The sequence below is a fragment of the Paraburkholderia sp. 22099 genome, from assembly GCF_052045835.1.
GTDB classification, from domain to species: Bacteria; Pseudomonadota; Gammaproteobacteria; order Burkholderiales; family Burkholderiaceae; genus Paraburkholderia; species Paraburkholderia terricola.
In genome coordinates this window covers 66,462-83,009 of sequence record NZ_JBQEPU010000008.1, presented here as the reverse complement: position 1 = coordinate 83,009, position 16,548 = coordinate 66,462, and the positions used below count along the sequence as shown (strand labels likewise).

Sequence of the window (16,548 nt, the reverse complement as noted above, 5' to 3'; positions counted from 1 at the left end):
TCCTGGTGAGCCCACCGCAAGACGAGTGCGCCGAGGCGCCGGGCGATCTCGACGAGGCTCTGCCGGGTGGCCGGATGAAGTGGCGCAAGCGGCCGGCGCCGATCACCTGGTGCGCGCCTACTTCCATACCTTTGGCCTGCCGGTATCGACCACTCATTGCTCGAACAACTACGGCCCCTACCAGCATGAAGAGAAATTCATCCCGACCGTCGTCAGGCGCTGCCTCGAGGGAGCCGATATTCCGGTGTGCGGCAATGGCTCCAACATCCGCGACGGTGGGAGAAACCTATAACGTCGGGGGTGCAACGAATGGAGAAACGTCGATATCGTGGCGCTCATCTGCACGCTGATGGACCGGCTCGACCCGACGGAGCGCCGCATGCGCGTCTCGTGAAATTCGTCGCCGACCGCCCTGGTCATGATTGGCGCTACGCGATCGATGCGAGCAAGATGATGCGCGAACTGCAATGGCGTCCGATCGGCGTGCGATCGAGAGCTGTGAAACAGGGATAGCAAGAACGCTGGAATGGCACCTGAATGGGTCGTCGGCGCTACGGAATGCCGGGCAACGTGGTTGAGTTCCTTGCTGTACCGATGGTGCGATTCGCCGCAAATGGATTCGCCGCATGCTCGTTACGCCAGGGGGCAGGGGCCCGCTTTTACTTCCCACGGATGGTTTTGTACCTCACATATCCTGGCGTCGAATGGGTATAAGGTACCGGAGGTGAAGACTTTTCAACGGTTGCCAAAAACGATGAAAACAACTATTGAACTGATAAAAAGCGACCTCTTTCGCGTGGCGGGGCGAATCGACTTGAAATGCTTCATGAGGAAGTTCATTGGCAACGAGGGCTTCAACTACATGTTCTGGTTTCGCCTGGCGAGCGCTCACCGGAACGGCGTAATCGGTTTCATGCTGCGGGCAAAGTTGCGTGCGACTCAACGAAAATTTGGAATCGTCATTCCCGTTGGAACCACGATTGGTCCGGGCTTCTTCATTTCGCATTTTGGCGGCATCGTGGTCAATGAAACCGCCGTGTTTGGTTCGAATTGCAATATTTCCCAATGCACCACGATTGGCAGCAATCACGGCAAGGCCGCCACGATTGGGAACAACGTATATATCGGCCCTAACGTCTGCATCGTCGAAGCAGTGACTATCGGCGACAACGTCACGATCGGAGCGGGCAGCGTAGTGACGAGAGACGTGGTCGCAGGCGTAACCGTCGCCGGTAGCCCGGCGCGCGTCATGACCAACGACGCGGCGCTGAACCGGGAAGGGCGATACATCACGCGGCGTTGGGTGACGTCGCATCCCGAGCCTCGTCAACGATCAGAGGCTTAGCCGCCGCCCTTCATTCACACATTCGCCCCTTTGACGCTTAAGGAACCCCGACACACGATGCGATAGCGTTCGCGGCGGCGTCAGACCAGGAACTTTCGCTCTTCATCGGCCATGCTGGGCGCCGGCAGTAAATCGACGCGTGCGAATCGCACCAGCGCAAACGCCCGCATCGCACCCGCTGTTTCCGGCATGCTTGCGAGCCTCAATTCGATCGTTGCGCCCTCGCGAGCGTATCCGTTCTCCGCGATCACGTTCATGTGATCGAGCCGCAGTTCCCGCTTGACTACATGCAGGTGTTCCGCAGGCGACCCGAGTACCTCGGCAATAGTCTCCAGACGACGGTCGATCGCCTCGGTCGCGAGTCCCAGACGCGCCATCTCCGCGTCGTTCTTTTCCAGCTCCGCTTGCAGGTGCGCCACCTCCACGAAACTGGACAACGGCTGCGCGCCCAACACGGCGCTCATCCCGCTGCCTTGCCGCTGCAACAGAGCCAGGCGCGTCTTGAGCAGCGCGCGCTCCTGCTCGAGCTCGCCGCGGCGCGACACGTCCGCCCCGATTCGTTCGATGGCGACGAGCACGAGCTGATCCACCACACGGCGCACGATCTCCTCTCGAAGCGTGTCTTCCGTGTCGGCGCATACGCGTGCCCGGTGATCGCTGAAGCTCACGGTGGTGAGTTGCACGTCGGTACGCGCCGTCGATTCGTGTTGCGCCACGCCGAATGTCCGCCGTTCAGTCATCGCCATGCCGAGCACGGCGAAGACCTCGTTCGCCAAGGGGTGCGCATCGAAATAGGTACGCAGTTCAGTGGCATGACTCAGGACACGCGGCACGTCTTCCGGCGTGGCGAAAAAGGCCCGAATATACGGGTCCGTCATCCAGGCGGATGCGCTCGCCTCGCGTGCCGGCGGCATGTCGTCCACCAATGCCCGGACATAGTCGAGCGAAGTCGTGACCGACGCCGCGAGGCGCTCACGATAATGCTCCGCGAGCCGCAACTGCGGAGTCAGTTTTGCAATGCGCTCGATGGTGTCGCTCACCTGTGCGGAATTCCGGGTGTGCTTTTCCGATGCGCCTTCACGATGAAACAGCCTGATCAGAATGCTCATTGGTCGCCTCTTTTCGGCTCAGTCTTCCCGTTCCAGCAGGATCTGCGCAGTGATGGTGTGATTCTTCCAGAACATGTTGTGAATCCTCGACCGGAGCAGGTTGAGTGCCTCCGCCGAAAGGTTGCTGAACATTAGTAACGCGACGGGCCGTCCGATTCCCGCGGGCACGCGCTCGATCGAATCGAACGGAGGGAAGCCGTATCTCTGCAGGAACTCGCTGATTTCCTCGTCCAGAACGCTTTCTTCGACATTACCCAGTAAAAGCTCAGCCATGATGTTTTCTCTCCAAAGCCAGATCAGGCCATGATGTTGACGCCGCCGTCGACATACAGCGTTTCGCCGGAAACCCGCCGCGCGTAGGGCGTGGCGAGGAACGCGCAGGTGTAGCCCACATCCATGATGTCGACCAGCTCGCCGAGCGGCGCGCGTTCGACCGCCTCGTTGAGGAGCAGGTCGAAGTCCTTGAGGCCGGAGGCCGCCCGCGTCTTGAGCGGACCCGGCGAAATCGCATGCACGCGAATGCCCTTCGGTCCGAGCTCATAGGCGAGGTAGCGCGTGCAGGCTTCGAGCGCGGCCTTCACCGGCCCCATCACGCTGTAGTTCGGCACGACTTTGTTGGCGCCGTAATAGCTCATCGTGAGCAGGGTGCCGCCCTGGTCCATGAGCGGCGCGGCAAGCGCCGCCATGCGCACGAATGAATGACACGAAATGTCCATCGCGCGCGCAAAGCCCTCGCTGGAGCAATGCAGCAGTCCGCCATGCAGATCGTCTTTCGGCGCCCACGCGATGGAGTGCAGCAGAATGTCGAGACGTCCCCAGCGCTGCCCGATCTGCCCGAATACCGATTGAAGCTGCGCCGCGTCACCGACATCGAGCGGCAGCAGAAGCTCTGCGCCAAGCTCGCTCGCCAACGGTTCGACATAAGGCTTCGCCTTCTCCGAGGCGTAGGTGATGGCCAGATCCGCGCCGAGCTCGCGAAACGCCTTGGCGCAACCGTATGCAATCGAGTGTTCGTTGGCAATGCCGGTGACCAGCGCTTTCATGCCCGCTAGTACAGGACGTAATCCCTCGGCGGGTTCAGACGACATGACGTTGCTCCTTCATTTGAGAACCTCGCGCGTATGGCGCGCGATCATCCGCTCTTCGTTGGTCGGGATGACCCACGCCGACATCCGGCTCGATGCCGTGGTGATGAGCGCTCCGCCGTTGCGGTTCGCTTCGGCGTCGAGTTCCGCGCCGAGCCAGGCCGCGTGCCGCACCACGCCCTCGCGAATCGCCGCCGCATGCTCGCCGATTCCCGCCGTGAAAACCAGCGCGTCGATCCCGTCCATTGCCGCGGCAAGCGCGCCAAGCTCGCGCGATATGCGGTAGATGTAAAGCTCGATGGCGAAACGGGCGTGAGGATCGTCGCTGGCGAGCAGCACGCGCATGTCGCTCGATACGCCGGATACGCCGAGCAGACCCGAGCGGCGATAGATCAGATCCTCGACGGCACGCGCATCCATTCCGAGCGCTTCCATCAGGTAGAGCACCACGCCGGGGTCCAGGCTGCCGCACCGCGTACCCATCGGCAATCCGTCCACGGCGGTGAAACCCATCGTGCTCGCCACGCTCCTGCCCGCCACGAGCGCGCACATGCTCGCGCCGTTGCCAAGGTGCGCGACCACGGTGCGTCCGCTTGCCGCCTTCGGCGCGACGTCGGGCAGCACACTCGCGATGTACTCGTAAGAAAGCCCATGAAAGCCGTAGCGCCGCACGCCCAGGCCGGTGATCGATCTGGGCAGCGCGAACGCCTGGGCCACCTCGGGTTGCGTGCGATGAAAAGCCGTATCGAAGCACGCCACCTGAGGCACGCCCGGTTGCAATTCGCCGAGAATGCGGACGGCCTTCAGGTTGTGCGGCTGATGCAGCGGCGCGAGCGGCGTAAGCTTCTCCAACTCGTCCGTTAGGTCAGGCGTGATTCGCACGGGACCGCTGAAGCGCTGCCCGCCGTGTACGACGCGATGGCCGATCGCGACGAGGCTGTGCCCTTCGCGATGCTCGCTCAGGAACGCGCCGATAATCTCCAGTCCTTGCCGGTGGTCCAGCTCGCCGCCGTCGCTCGGTTCACTCGCATGGTGCTCGCCGTGACGGTCGACGGCTTCGAACCGCGCGGTGCTCGTGTACAGGCCCTCGACCTGGCCATGCACGACCAGATCGAGCGCGTCGCCCTGCTCCTCGAATGCGGAGAACTTGATGCTCGACGAGCCTGCGTTCAGAACCAGAATCACATCTGCCATGACGTCACCCGACGATCTTCGCGGCTTCGCGCCGCGCCTGCGCGACGAGCACCGCCACCGCACAGGAGGCGAGCCGCGTAATGAGCGAATCCGCGCGGCTCGTCAGGATGATCGGCACACGCGCTCCGAGCACGATGCCGGCCGCGTCCGCGCCCGCGAGGAACGACAGGCTCTTGGCAAGCATGTTGCCCGCTTCGAGGTCGGGCACCATGAGGACATTGGCGCGCCCGGCCACGGGCGAATCGATCTGCTTGATGCGCGCGGCCTCGGGGTCGATGGCGTTATCGAGCGCAAGCGGGCCGTCGACGAGCGCACCCGTGATCTGCCGCCGATCCACCATCTTGCACAGCGCGGCGGCTTCGATGGTCGAGGGCACCTTCGGGCTGACGGTCTCCATGGCCGAGAGAATCGCCACCCGTACCTCCGGAAACTGAAGCGCGTGCGCAAGGTCGATCGCGTTTTGCAGGATGTCGACCTTTTCCTCCAGCGTCGGCGCGATGTTCACGGCGGCGTCGGTGACGATCAGCGCGTCAGCGTGGGCGGGCACGTCCATCACGAAGCAATGGCTGACGCGCCGGCCGGTGCGCAGCCCCGCATCGCGCCGGACGACCTCGGCCATGAGCTCGTCGGTGTGAAGGCTGCCTTTCATCAGCGCCTCGGCCTTGCCCTCGCGCACCAGTTGCGTGGCCGCGGCTGCCGAGGCCTCGCTGAACGGCGCGTCGACGATCTGATAATCGTTGATCGAAAACTTGCACTCGGCGGCAAGCGATTCGATGCGAGCGCGCGGCCCGACGAGGATCGGCACGATCAGGCCGCTGCGCGCCGCTTCCACGGCGCCTTCCAGCGAGCTTCTGTCGCATGGATGGACCACGGCCGTGGGCATCGGCGCGAGTGTCTGACAGTGGGCAATGAGCTGGCGATACTTCGCGTGTCTGGGTTCCACGGACGAGTCCTCAGTGGGAAAGATGGGCACGCTCATGACAGAGCGTGCTCGGGCCGCACCGCGGGAGCCGCGCCGAGCACCGCGCGAATGCGTTGCAACGCGTCCCATTGGTGCGCGGTCGGCGGCACGCTTTGCACGCGCGTGTCGGCCAGCAGACTGTCCAGCAACGTCAGCAGCCGCTGGCGGTCTTCCGGTTTGGCGAGCAGCGCGGGAAGCGTCGCGATGGCCTGTTGCGGCTCATAAGTCGCGATGAGTTCCTGTTCGCCGCGAACGCGCCGCCACTGATCGGGCGGCAAGCTCGGCAGATACTCGGCGTAGGCTTCGGCCAGTTCACGCTGCGTCGCAAGCCGGGCAAGCGAGAGCGGCTCGCCGCTGCGTCCAAGCAGGAACGCCGCGCGCGCAACCGCTTCGTCGTAGCCGCCCTGCGCGATCGACGCCAATGCCTCCTTCACGAAAGGCAGTTCGCGCGGATTAATAGCCGTGGACACGGCGATCTCGCGACTGCGATACCGTTGCGCGAAATGAAGCAGGAAGGGCGCGGTGTAGAGGCTGAAGAACAGCGACTCGGTGCCGGCGTCGCGCATCGCCCGATAGTGGTCGAGCGAGGCGCTGACGATTTCCGCGCCGCGATGTTCGAGCGCGCGCCACGGCGCGATATCGTCGGCATGCTGCCGGTTCGCCTTGACCGCTTCAGCCGCCGGGCGCAGCCAGGTAAGCCACGGATTCAGATCCGAAAAGGCCCAGCGCTGAAAGCGTAGCGGATGAAACTGGCGCAGGCATCGCGCAGTGGTCTCGTTCGACATCCACTGAACGTAGGGCTGCATGAACAATTCATAAGCGCGCTGGTTGAATTCGGAAAGCTCGGCAACGGCTTCGAACGGCTTTTCGTCCTCGCGCTTGAAGCGGTTGAAATGCTGCGCGATTTCTTCGAGACGATGTTCGACGAACGTCACCTCGTAAGCGATCTTCCCGTCGACGCCGTTCACCTCGTCGATCAGCATCGCGTAGAGGCCCGGCGCGAGCGTCTCGATCATCTCGAGCACGTTGACGATCTGCGCATGCTGCTTCTTCGCCACCTTGCCCGACACGAAAACGCCAAGATGTCCGGCCTCCTGGTCCATCAGCCCGATGATGACCTGGCCGCGCGCCTTGATTTCCTCGGTGCTGCCATAGAGATCGGCCACCCAGTTGAAGGCCTGCTGCGGCGGCGTGATGTTGTCGCCCATCGAGGCGAACAGGATGATCGGCGAGCGGATCTCGCGCAGGTCGAACGCCTTGCCCGAAACGCCGCGCACTTCGCCCGACCAGAGCTTGTTGCCGATGAACAGATTGCGCGTGATCCACTCGATCTCTTCGCGGTTCATCAGGTAGTAGCCGCCCCACCAGCGCTCGAATTCCAGAAAGCGTGGCGGCTCCGTGTCGATGTTGTCGTACACGTGGTAGTACTTGTCCCACAACGTGTTGGCCGGGTTCAGGTTCTCGAAGTTCTGCACGAGATAGGCGCCGTCGAACTTGCCGTTGCCGAGATCGGACGCAAACGACGCGAGCCACGTGCCGCCCAGTATTCCGCCCGCATAGCGCATCGGATTGTCGCCTGCGCCGTCGCTCCACGCGCCGCTCCAGTACGACATCGGCGCGCCGTTGATGACGACGGGACCGGTATCCTCCGCCGACGAACTCGCGAGCATCATCGCGGCCCAGCCGCCCTGGCAGTTGCCGATGATGGCCGGCTTCGCGCTGTCGGGATGCAGCGCGCGCACTTTCCTGACGAACTCCTGTTCGGCGGCGCATACGTCGAGCAGGGTCTGCCCGGGTTCGGGGTTCTGGAAGAACACGACGAAGTACACGGGGTGGCCCGCACGCAGCGCGACGCCGACCTGCGAATCGTCTCTGAAGCCGCCAATGCCCGGACCGTGGCCGGCGCGCGGATCGATGATCAGATAAGGCCGCTTTTTCGCGTCGACGATCACGCCTTCGGGCGGCTTGATATACAGCAGCGCGTAATTGACGGGGCGCGGGAAATGCCTCGCGTCGAGCACGATGTCGTAGTCGAAATGAAGCGCGGGCTTGAGTTCCTGCGAAGCGCGTTCGACGTATTGCGTGCCGCGCTCGCGCATCGTGTCCCAGAACAGCAGCGAGCGCTGTGCGACGTCGACGGCGTAATGCCATGCGCTCAAGGGGTTGAGTTGCGTCGCGAATGAAGTCGCGCTCTGGTCGCTGCCGGCGTCGCCGTCGACGGCTGCGCGCAACCGTTTCCCATAGTGCTCCATTGCGTTCTGCGTGCGCTTTTCCAGCACGCACGCGACTTTCCCGGCAATTTCCTGACTGCGCGCCAATTGCGTGGCTGCGTCCATGACACCGTCCTCCGTTGCTACATTGATTGAGCCGCGCTAGCGGCTGCCCCGCGGGCTGCTGGCGGGCTCGATGATTCGTGCGCGCACCGATGCCGCATGCAACTCGTGCAGCGTACGCGTGCGGCTTTGGTCTGTTGTGACCTAGATCAATCGTGCGGCTGCTGGTAGACGAAGGCAGGATGCCGCACCAACGCGGGGCGCATCTAATGATGCTGACGAAGCGTCCGCGCCTGCGTCGAAACACTCGGCGGCGTCGTCACGTTTTGAACGACGAAGTCAGCAGTGCCAGCCACGTCGAGGAGATGGAAGGAATAGACGAGCAGGTAACGCGGGAAACAAGGGGAGCATTGCCGGCACCGCGACAAAAGCTCGACTCCATAAAAAAAGGACGCCGATTTCTCGAACGTCCTTGGTGCTGCAATGACTGCGTGCAGCAGTCAGGTCATCGGCGAATTACCAGACATACCCTGCGCTAGCGCCAACCGCTACCGTGCCGCGCGTGTTGGTCGAACCACCGCCCTTCAGGATCCACTTGCCGTTAGGCGTGTAGGTCGACAGACCGAATGCGACCGCCGACTGTCCGCCATACGTGCCGCCCGACATGCCCACCACGCTCTTTCCGGCAGCCGGTGCCTGCGGCAGCATGCTCAGTGCGACGGCGGACGCCGTTCCCGCGTTCGAGTCACGGCGATAGCCTTCCATGTCGGAGCGCACGCTGCCGATCTGGTCGTTCATCTGCTGCACGTTGACCGCGTCGGTCGGTGCGGTGCCCGCCGCGACATTGGTGATCTGGCGTTCGTTGCCGATCGAGCCGACCGAGACGCTGTTGTCCCGATCCGCCACCGAACCCGCGCCCAGTGCGACGGAGTTGTTTCCATTCGCGCTGGCGTTCGCGCCCAGTGCCGTGCTGTTCTCACCCGATGCGGTGGCGCCCGCGCCGTTCGCCGTGCTGTCCTTGCCCGATGCGATCGCGCCGACACCCGTAGACGTGCTGTTGCTGCCCGTTGCCACCGCGCCGTTGCCGAGCGCCGTGCTGTTCGAACCCGACGCGTTCGCGTTTGAGCCCACCTGCACACTGCCATCGCCGCTGCCCGGCAGCGACGGATCGACCGTGCCGCCACCGCCACCCGACGCGCCGCTTTCGATGTTCGACACACGGTCGTTCATCTGGCCGTACTGCGACTCGAACTGCTGCTGCAACGCGTACAGTTGACCGCCGTTCACCGCATCCATGCTGCCTGCCGAGATCGAGCCCGCCATCACGTTCGTCAGCAGCGTGCCGTTGGCGCCGCCGAGGGTCGCACTCGACAGCGTCAGGTCGTCATAGACCAGCGCGCCGAGTTCCTTGCCGGTGTAGTCGATCAGGCCCGTCGCCTTCAACTGCGCGATCGTCACGACATCGCTATCGTTCACGCCGTTCGCCACGCCCGTCACCACGCGCGGGCCCGCCGTGCCCGACATGTCCACCGCGCCGCCAGCGACGCCGCTCGCGACCGTGATGTTGCCGGTCGCCGCATTCTGCTGCACCAGGCCGATCGAGCCGTTGCTGAGATCGCTGTTGATCTGGGCGATCGACGACTCGTTGTTCGCCGTGCGCGTGTCGAGGTTGGTCACCGCATCGCCGATCGTTGCGACCGTGGTCGTCCCGCCGTTACCGTCGCTAACCGTATAGGTCGGACCGGTGACTGCGCCGGTGGTGGGGTCGATCTTCGCGCCACCACCAAGGGCATCGACCAGCAGCGAAAGCTGGCTGACGTTGACTGCATCAGTGTCCTGCGTGCCTGCCGCGAGATTGACGATCTGGCGCGAACTGGTGGTCGAACCCACCGCTACCGCGTTGTTGCGGGTCGTCGTCGAATTTGCCCCGAGCGCTACCGTATTCGTTACGTTGTCGCCGACACTCGCACCGAAACCGATCGCCATCGAATCGGTCGCCGCCGTGCCGACGCTCGCGTTAGTACCCACGGCGATGGTGCCAACGGTGTACGTATTGGCGCCAGCACCCAACGCCATTGAATCCGTGTTGTCGGCATGCGAGGACGCGCCCAACGCGACCGAACCGTTGCCGAACGCATAGGCATTGTTGCCCAGGGCCATCGCGCCGGAGGTCGCACCCGTGCCCGAGACAACCGCACCTGCGCCAATGACGACGGCGTTGTTGCCAAAATTCGTGTCGCTGGTGGAATCCTTGGCTAGTTGGCCGATTACAATCGAACTGGTTCCCGAGGCGGACGCAACGCGGCCCAGCGCCACGCCGGCGTCTCCCGTCGCATGGGCGCCGCTACCGATGGCCACGCTGCGATCGGCAGCGGCATTAGCAGCATTGCCAAGCGCCACCGTGGCGTACCCGCTTGCTGCGGCCCCGAATCCGACCGCCGTCGCGGCGGTCCCGGTTGCCTGAGCCTGGCTACCCACCGCTGATGCGTCTTGCCCCTCGGCCTTGGCCTTATATCCAACCGCCGTCGTGCCGATCTCGGTTGCCTGAGCCTGGTGACCCATCGCCGATGCGCCTTGCCCATCTGCCAGAGCGCTATCGCCGATCGCGATTGCCCCGAACCCGGTCGCCGAGGCGGCGATATTAGGGGTACCCGCAGTCACCTTGATGAAGCCGTCATCCACCGTGGCCAGCGGCATGATGGAGTTGGGTTGCAGTTCCGACGCCACGGTACACATGCCGGCCTCGTCGATCGAGCCGGCTTGCCCGTCCGTTGTCGTGCAGCTTTCCGCCGCCGACGCCGTGCCCGTCACCGCGCTCAGCGCGACGATCACCGCCGCCGACGCGAGCGCGACGCGCGCCGAACCCTTGCTGCGTGCACGGGCCGTTTCAGATGCAGCCGTCCACGTTTGCGTGACGGCATTCCAGACATTGCGGTAAGTCTTGTTCATGAGTAACTCCTGAAAGAAACGAGAAGAAGAACTTTCTTCATCAGGAGCCACTGTATTTTTTCAAACACCTTACAGGTGATGGACTAGTACGAACACGGTCCTGGCCGGATCAAACCCGTCCGATTCGCACGAATCGAGAGGCAATAAACCGGCGAAGGCATGCGGGACCATGCCAATTATGAACACCGAGGCGCTGCGCACGCGCGTGCCGAATGACGTGTTTCGTGGCTTTGTAAGTGCGGGGGTTCAGCACGCGCAAAAAAACCGGGCCCACATCGCTGTAAGCCCGGCTTGGTTCATCGTTTGGTCAATACACCGCCCTCCGCACGCGGCTTCACGCAGCGCCATTCAATTCGTATTTCATGATATTTCCATGGCGGCCATGAATATCACGCTCGACGCTGTACACGTCTCCTTCAATCGCCGTGCTCCGTGCGAGAACCTGTTCGATTGCGGCGCGATCTTCGGCGTCCAGTGCGACCGACAGCACTTTCATATGTTCCGGCAAGTGATCGGCGCGCCGCACGCCGACAATCGCGGCGGCCACTTGCGGCTGATCGAGCACCCAGCGGGTCGCAATGGTCGACATCGACACGCCGTGCTTGCTCGCGATGTTCTCGAGTGTGCGCAAGAGCGTCTGGAAAACTTCCCACCCGCCGAAGTCGTCGATGATGAGCTTGTACTTGATCAGCGAGCGATTTGCGATGTCGCGGCCAGGTTCGGGCGCGCCAAGCCATCGGTTGGATAGAAAGCCGCCCGCCACCGTGCCATAGCAGAGCAGGTGAATGCCGTGCTCGCGAGCATACGCCGAGAGCTTTTTCGCCGGACGACGGTCGAGCAGCGAGTACTGCACTTGCATGCTCGTCAATTGAACGCCCGACTCGATGAGTTCCTGCGTGCGCTGCGTGTCGAAGTTGGTGCCGCTCAGCCTGTCGATCTTGCCGGCGCGCTGCAATTCGAGCAGCCATTGCGCGACTTCGAGATAGCGCGGCACCGAATAGTCCCACCAGTGAAACTGAACGAGGTCGAGCCGCTCCACGCGCAAGCGCGACAAGGACCGGTCGACGGTCTGTTCAACCAGCTTCCGATCGATCGTGCGCAGCGACGACAGATCGGGAACGAACTTCGTATGAATTTTCAGTTGAGCGAGACTGTCCGCGCCAAGGCGCTTGCGGTAGTCGGCACGGAATTCGCCGATCATTTCTTCCACGCCCGTGTAAATGTCGGCGCAGTCGAACGCGGTCATTCCGGCTTCGTAATACGCGCCCATGTCGGCGATCGCGGTTGCGCGGTCGACGCTGCCATGGTCGCCGGCAAGTTGCCAGCCGCCTTTGATGATCCGGGAGACCGAGTAGCCCGGCGCCAACTCTATTCGCTGCATCTGTGTCATTCGTGGTCCTTTGAGGAGAGTTTGACCGCAGTGGTGTCCGCATGCCGGAATCGGCGCTTGCCGAGTCTGGAAATGCGAAATCGCGAGGGACAATTGGGATCGGGGCAGGCCACTTCCGCATCGGTCGACATCCAGTCGTGCGGATCGGTCGCCCGTTGCTTGGCAGGCAGCAGCGGCAGCAGGCTGGCGAGCGAATAGATCGAAAAGCCCTGGCCCGGCGGCAAGTGAAGCATCTCGCCGCGCAGTTCAAAGTAATCGCCTACCTTTGCGCCGCAGTACAACCGTGCGCCCTCCGGCGCGACCACTTCGACGCGAAGGTCGTACAACTCGAATGAGGGCGCGTCGTCGCGCTCGCCAGGCTGTTGAGGATTCATGTGTCAGGGATTCGGTGGTGTGACCGAAAGAATGATTTCGGTCGGGGTGGATGACGAATTGCAATAGCGATGCGGCAGCCGCGAGTCAAACGAAATGCTTTCGCCGGCGGCGATCGGATACCCGACACCGTCGATCTGGGCGGTCAGTTCACCGCTGATGACATAAACGCATTCCGTTGATGCGTGCCCGCGTGGTTCGTCCGCCGATACCTCGCCAGGCAGCAAGACTGCGCGCAACACTTCGAGTTGCCCGTTGCCCGCGGTGAGACGCTCATAGCTGACACGCCCCTTCGGCGCGGTCAGCATCGACCGCTCCCCGGGCCGGCTGATCCATACCGACGGCGCAGCGGTGTCCGCGAACAATGAAGCAACGGATGCGCCGAATACGCCAGCCAGGCGCCGCATGGTTTCGAGGCTCGGGTCCGTGACCGAACGTTCGATCTGGCTGAGCAGCGTAGGCGAGACATCCGCGAGCGCGGCCAACTGGCGCAGTGACATGCCACGCGCGGTGCGCAATTCCTTGAGTCGCTCTCCGATCACTTTCTTATCCTGTTGTGTAGACGCTGGGGAAACGTCGGTGTGCAGTATAGGTACACGCATTCCGACGGTCAAGCCGAGGCCGTTAGCGGCAAAAATGTGAGTTATCTGGCATCAGGAAAACCCGAACATGACTTTGAACAGGTGGCGTTTCGTGCATTGCTAGTGCACACTCGCAGCCACGTTGTGCAGTACAACTTCACTATGAGGAGACTCATGGAAACGCGTCCCGCGCAGCGCGGCAATCCGCATTACCGCTATCGATGGCTCCTGGTCATCCCGTTTATCTGGCAAGCAGGACTCGCGCCAGTCGTCAATCACGTCTCCTGGTCGCCCCTCGGCCTGCCTTTTCCAATGCTGTGGCAAATGGCCGGCATCGTCCTCACTAGCCTGTTGATCGGGCTCGTGTTCATGCTCGATCGAGCCCACGGCGTGGAGCAGGAGGAAGCGGCATACCTCCAGGCCACGCCTGCTTCAACAGGAGACGCGCAATGAAGATTGCCATTGTTCTCGCCATCCTGCTCGCCACGGTGGCCGGCGCGGCCGCCTACGGCAGACGCACCCGGCGAGGAAAAACCTTGTCGGACTGGGCGGTCGGCGGCCGCAGCCTCGGCACGGTCGTCTTCTGGTTCATGAATGCGGGCGAGGTCTATACCACCTTCGCGGTACTCGGGATTTCCGGCTACGCGTGGGCGCTCGGCGCGCCGGCGTACCTCGCGTTCTGTTCGGTTTCTTTGAGCTATGCCATCGGCTACTGGCTGATGCCGAAGATCTGGAAAGCGGGCCGCAGCCGGCAGTTGATCACGCAAGCCGATTTTTTCGTCGCCCGCTACGACGCAAAGTGGCTCGGTATCGTTACAGGCGTGATCGGCATCGCCTCGCTGATCGTGTACGTGCAGATTCAGCTCGTGAGCCTGGGGCTGATCGTCCAACTGACCCTCGACGATCTGATCTCCACGCAGGCCGCCACGCTGGTCGCCGGGCTATTGATGATCGCGTTCGTCTTCACCGCGGGTGTGCGCTCCGCGGCGTTCGCAGCCGGCGTCAAGGACGTCTTGATGATCGTCGTCGTTATCGTGTTGAGCGCGACGGTCGCGGCGAAAGTGGGCGCCGCTTCCATGATGGACGTCTTTCATCTGGCCGAGACGCGGCATCCCGGCATTGGCTGGTTCCCCGGACTCGATCCCGCGTCCCCCACGACCGCTATCTGGCTGATGACCTCGTCGATCAACATCGCGCTCGGCAACTGGGTGTTTCCGCATCTGTTCCAGATGTCCTACACCGCGCAAAGCGCCACGGTGATCAGGCGCAATGCGATCTGGCAACCGCTCTATTCACTGGCTTATTTTTTCATCATTCTGCTCGGCTTCGCCGCGCTGCTGGCCGGCACGCAGCCGCCCGGCAATAACCTGAATGCGGCGCTGCTCCAGTTCGTTTCGCAGCAATACTCCGCGCCGGTCGTCGGTCTCGTCGCGGGAACGGGATTTCTGCTGGCGCTGGCGCCTGGGTCACTGCTTCTGCTCACCGCGGGGTCGATCTTTACCCGCAATGTGGTGAGACCGTTTGCGCCACGTCTTGACGACCGCACGTCGCTGCTGATTTCGCGCTCCGCACTGACGGTATTCGCCGCGATCGCCGTGTGGCTGTCCATTAGCCAGAAGAGTTCGCTGGTCAAGATACTGCTCGACGCCTATTCGGCAATCGGCATGCTCGCGCCGGCTGTCTTTCTCGGTTTCCTCTGGCGGAGAACAACGGCGCTCGGGGTGCTGGCCGGACTCGTCGCGGGCTTCGTCTCGTTGCTGGCGCCGTTCGCCGCGCACTACTGGGAGACGATCGCCCCGCAGTGGGAGCCGGGCCTGATTGCCTTGGCGATCAACGCGCTAACGGTCGTGATCGTGAGCCTGGTTACACCGGCGCCGAGCCGCCGCGCGGTGGCGCTCGGCATGGCGCCCGAACTGTTGGCGCACAAGGATTCGGCCGCTCTACACAACCACATTTGAGCCTGAACTGGACGGACCTGGAGATATCAATGAAAAAGACGGGCATCGGATTCGCGTTTCTCATGGCAGTTCCGGCTTTCGCCTCGGCGCAAAGCAGCGTGACGCTCTATGGACGGGTTGTCGCGGGCGTGACGTTCATCAACAACACGGGGAGCGGGCATGTCGTTCAATCCGACACTTGCGGGCCGCCGAGTTGCAACCTGTGGGGTCTCAAGGGTAAGGAAGATCTCGGCGGCGGCACTGCGGCGATCTTCACGCTGGAGAACGGCTTCAATATCCAGAATGGCAAACTTGGACAGGGCGGCACGGAGTTCGGCCGCCAGGCTTTTGTCGGACTGACCAACGATCGTTGGGGCACGGTGACGCTGGGGCGTCAGTACGATCCGCCGTCGGAGACAGTCGGTTACTTCCCGTCCAGCAATAATTTCGCCACGGGGTATGGCTCGCACTTCGGCGACCTGGACAACCTCAACCAGTCGATCCGCATCAACAACGCCATCAAGTACGTCAGTCCCACATGGAATGGCTTGCAAGTGAAGGGGCTCTTCAGCCTGGGCGGCGTTGCAGGCAGTTTCTCGACCAATCGTGTATGGTCTCTCGCCGCCGGTTATACGAACGGCCCGGTTTCGCTGGCGGCCGGCTATCTGGACATTCAGAACCCCGCCACTTCGCCGAACGGCACGGGGGGCGTCTATACGTCGAACGGTAGTTATGTCGGGTCCCTCAACAGGTATGTCGCGTTGCAGGACGCCAATGCGATGAAGGTGCTGACCGCGGGCGGTTCTTACTCACTGGGGAGCGCAACTTTTGCGCTCAACTACTCGCACACGGATTTGCAGAACAGCCAGTACTTCGTCGCGAACGGTTTCACCGCTGCGGGCGGCGGCAGTGACTTCAAGATGGACAGCTACGAGGCCAGCGTGACGTATCGGCTCTCGCCCGCTTTGCTGGTGGGTGCGGCCTACATTTACAACGCCGGAAAAGCGGACTATCAGAACCTGAAGCCCAACTTCCAGCAGGTGAATCTGGGCATTGACTATACCCTCTCGAAGCGAACCAGCCTGTACGCGGTCACGATCCTGCAGAAGGCCGGCGGTGACGGCATCGCGCCGGTGACGGGCGCGGGCGGCGCGGTCGTGGGACGCAAGGCGCTTGCGGAAATCCCGGGGGCCGGCTACACCTCCAGCAGCGCAAAGCAGTTGTTGATGTCGGTCGGCATGTATCACTCTTTCTGAGTCGAGCCAAGGCGTCTTAGCACTATTGGATTTGATCGTGTACGCCGGTAAGAGGAGTGACCCGAATGCCCCGAATCACCGGCGTACATATCAATG

The 16,548-nt window shown here is 62.7% G+C and carries 14 protein-coding genes and 2 pseudogenes; 5 read left to right on the top strand and 11 right to left on the bottom strand.

The window, feature by feature from the left end; translation table 11 throughout:
- Positions 1-8: 8 nt before the first annotated feature.
- Positions 9-98, bottom strand: a pseudogene (locus tag ACTJLC_RS10130) (dihydrodipicolinate synthase family protein); the annotation flags it as partial.
- On the opposite strand from ACTJLC_RS10130, the pseudogene ACTJLC_RS10125 reads away from it, so the two are divergent.
- Positions 83-578: pseudogene (locus ACTJLC_RS10125) on the top strand (GDP-mannose 4,6-dehydratase); the annotation flags it as partial. The pseudogenes ACTJLC_RS10130 and ACTJLC_RS10125 sit on opposite strands and share 16 nt — an antisense overlap.
- Before the next feature lie 146 nt (positions 579-724).
- Positions 725-1,345, top strand: coding sequence for a serine O-acetyltransferase (locus ACTJLC_RS10120; protein WP_310129678.1), 621 nt, complete (start codon positions 725-727; stop codon positions 1,343-1,345).
- Between the two features lie 80 nt (positions 1,346-1,425).
- Here the strand turns inward: ACTJLC_RS10120 and ACTJLC_RS10115 are convergent, their stop codons facing one another.
- The 10 genes from ACTJLC_RS10115 to ACTJLC_RS10070 all read right to left on the bottom strand — a co-directional run bounded on the left by ACTJLC_RS10115 (position 1,426) and on the right by ACTJLC_RS10070 (position 13,292).
- Positions 1,426-2,454 carry a hypothetical protein gene (locus tag ACTJLC_RS10115; RefSeq protein ID WP_310129680.1) on the bottom strand — a complete coding sequence of 343 codons (1,029 nt, stop codon included), beginning with the start codon at positions 2,452-2,454 and terminating at the stop codon, positions 1,426-1,428.
- An 18-nt stretch (positions 2,455-2,472) separates the two neighbouring features.
- Entirely contained in the window at positions 2,473-2,727 is a 255-nt protein-coding gene (locus tag ACTJLC_RS10110; protein ID WP_073431540.1) for a hypothetical protein, read from the bottom strand.
- Positions 2,728-2,750: 23 nt separating this feature from the next.
- Complete coding sequence (gene fabI, locus ACTJLC_RS10105) at positions 2,751-3,542, bottom strand: enoyl-ACP reductase FabI (RefSeq protein ID WP_073431541.1); 792 nt, start codon at positions 3,540-3,542, stop codon at positions 2,751-2,753.
- Between the two features lie 12 nt (positions 3,543-3,554).
- The gene (locus tag ACTJLC_RS10100) at positions 3,555-4,733 is read right to left on the bottom strand and encodes an acetate/propionate family kinase (RefSeq protein WP_310129682.1); all 1,179 of its coding nucleotides are present in this window, start codon (positions 4,731-4,733) and stop codon (positions 3,555-3,557) included.
- A 4-nt stretch (positions 4,734-4,737) separates the two neighbouring features.
- Positions 4,738-5,784, bottom strand: coding sequence for a phosphate acetyltransferase (locus ACTJLC_RS10095; protein ID WP_374710270.1), 1,047 nt, complete (start codon positions 5,782-5,784; stop codon positions 4,738-4,740).
- On the bottom strand, positions 5,709-8,030 hold the full coding sequence (locus ACTJLC_RS10090) for a DUF3141 domain-containing protein (RefSeq protein WP_310129686.1): 2,322 nt from the start codon (positions 8,028-8,030) through the stop codon (positions 5,709-5,711). The genes ACTJLC_RS10095 and ACTJLC_RS10090 overlap by 76 nt, the downstream gene beginning before the upstream one ends.
- 453 nt (positions 8,031-8,483) lie before the next feature.
- Positions 8,484-10,916 carry a YadA family autotransporter adhesin gene (locus tag ACTJLC_RS10085; RefSeq protein ID WP_440843769.1) on the bottom strand — a complete coding sequence of 811 codons (2,433 nt, stop codon included), beginning with the start codon at positions 10,914-10,916 and terminating at the stop codon, positions 8,484-8,486.
- 334 nt (positions 10,917-11,250) lie between these two features.
- Positions 11,251-12,306: an aldo/keto reductase gene (locus tag ACTJLC_RS10080; protein WP_440843767.1), complete on the bottom strand. Its 1,056-nt coding sequence runs from the start codon at positions 12,304-12,306 to the stop codon at positions 11,251-11,253.
- The gene (locus ACTJLC_RS10075) at positions 12,303-12,680 is read right to left on the bottom strand and encodes a TIGR04076 family protein (protein WP_310129692.1); all 378 of its coding nucleotides are present in this window, start codon (positions 12,678-12,680) and stop codon (positions 12,303-12,305) included. Before ACTJLC_RS10075 ends, ACTJLC_RS10080 begins: the two co-directional genes overlap by 4 nt.
- A 3-nt stretch (positions 12,681-12,683) precedes the next feature.
- The gene (locus ACTJLC_RS10070) at positions 12,684-13,292 is read right to left on the bottom strand and encodes a helix-turn-helix domain-containing protein (protein ID WP_310122563.1); all 609 of its coding nucleotides are present in this window, start codon (positions 13,290-13,292) and stop codon (positions 12,684-12,686) included.
- A gap of 141 nt (positions 13,293-13,433) precedes the next feature.
- Here ACTJLC_RS10070 and ACTJLC_RS10065 point away from each other — a divergent pair, with 141 nt between their 5' ends.
- The 3 genes from ACTJLC_RS10065 to ACTJLC_RS10055 are packed head-to-tail and all read left to right on the top strand — an operon-like array spanning position 13,434 to position 16,452.
- Positions 13,434-13,712 (top strand): DUF3311 domain-containing protein, encoded by a 279-nt coding sequence (locus ACTJLC_RS10065; protein ID WP_310122561.1) that lies wholly within the window; start codon positions 13,434-13,436, stop codon positions 13,710-13,712.
- Complete coding sequence (locus tag ACTJLC_RS10060; RefSeq protein ID WP_310312276.1) at positions 13,709-15,217, top strand: sodium:solute symporter family protein; 1,509 nt, start codon at positions 13,709-13,711, stop codon at positions 15,215-15,217. The genes ACTJLC_RS10065 and ACTJLC_RS10060 overlap by 4 nt, the downstream gene beginning before the upstream one ends.
- A 29-nt stretch (positions 15,218-15,246) precedes the next feature.
- A complete protein-coding gene (locus ACTJLC_RS10055; protein ID WP_440843764.1) occupies positions 15,247-16,452 on the top strand; it encodes a porin in 1,206 nt (401 codons plus the stop codon).
- Positions 16,453-16,548: the final 96 nt, after the last annotated feature.

Bases quoted from the DNA above. Each gene is read 5' to 3' on its own strand.
- ACTJLC_RS10095 (WP_374710270.1), bottom strand. From the start codon at position 5,784: ATGGGACGCGTTGCAACGCATTCGCGCGGTGCTCGGCGCGGCTCCCGC.
- ACTJLC_RS10115 (WP_310129680.1), bottom strand. From the start codon at position 2,454: ATGAGCATTCTGATCAGGCTGTTTCATCGTGAAGGCGCATCGGAAAAG.
- ACTJLC_RS10080 (WP_440843767.1), bottom strand. From the start codon at position 12,306: ATGACACAGATGCAGCGAATAGAGTTGGCGCCGGGCTACTCGGTCTCC.
- ACTJLC_RS10110 (WP_073431540.1), bottom strand. From the start codon at position 2,727: ATGGCTGAGCTTTTACTGGGTAATGTCGAAGAAAGCGTTCTGGACGAG.
- fabI (WP_073431541.1), bottom strand. From the start codon at position 3,542: ATGTCGTCTGAACCCGCCGAGGGATTACGTCCTGTACTAGCGGGCATG.
- ACTJLC_RS10085 (WP_440843769.1), bottom strand. From the start codon at position 10,916: ATGAACAAGACTTACCGCAATGTCTGGAATGCCGTCACGCAAACGTGG.
- ACTJLC_RS10075 (WP_310129692.1), bottom strand. From the start codon at position 12,680: ATGAATCCTCAACAGCCTGGCGAGCGCGACGACGCGCCCTCATTCGAG.
- ACTJLC_RS10055 (WP_440843764.1), top strand. From the start codon at position 15,247: ATGAAAAAGACGGGCATCGGATTCGCGTTTCTCATGGCAGTTCCGGCT.
- ACTJLC_RS10060 (WP_310312276.1), top strand. From the start codon at position 13,709: ATGAAGATTGCCATTGTTCTCGCCATCCTGCTCGCCACGGTGGCCGGC.
- ACTJLC_RS10065 (WP_310122561.1), top strand. From the start codon at position 13,434: ATGGAAACGCGTCCCGCGCAGCGCGGCAATCCGCATTACCGCTATCGA.
- ACTJLC_RS10090 (WP_310129686.1), bottom strand. From the start codon at position 8,030: ATGGACGCAGCCACGCAATTGGCGCGCAGTCAGGAAATTGCCGGGAAA.
- ACTJLC_RS10100 (WP_310129682.1), bottom strand. From the start codon at position 4,733: ATGGCAGATGTGATTCTGGTTCTGAACGCAGGCTCGTCGAGCATCAAG.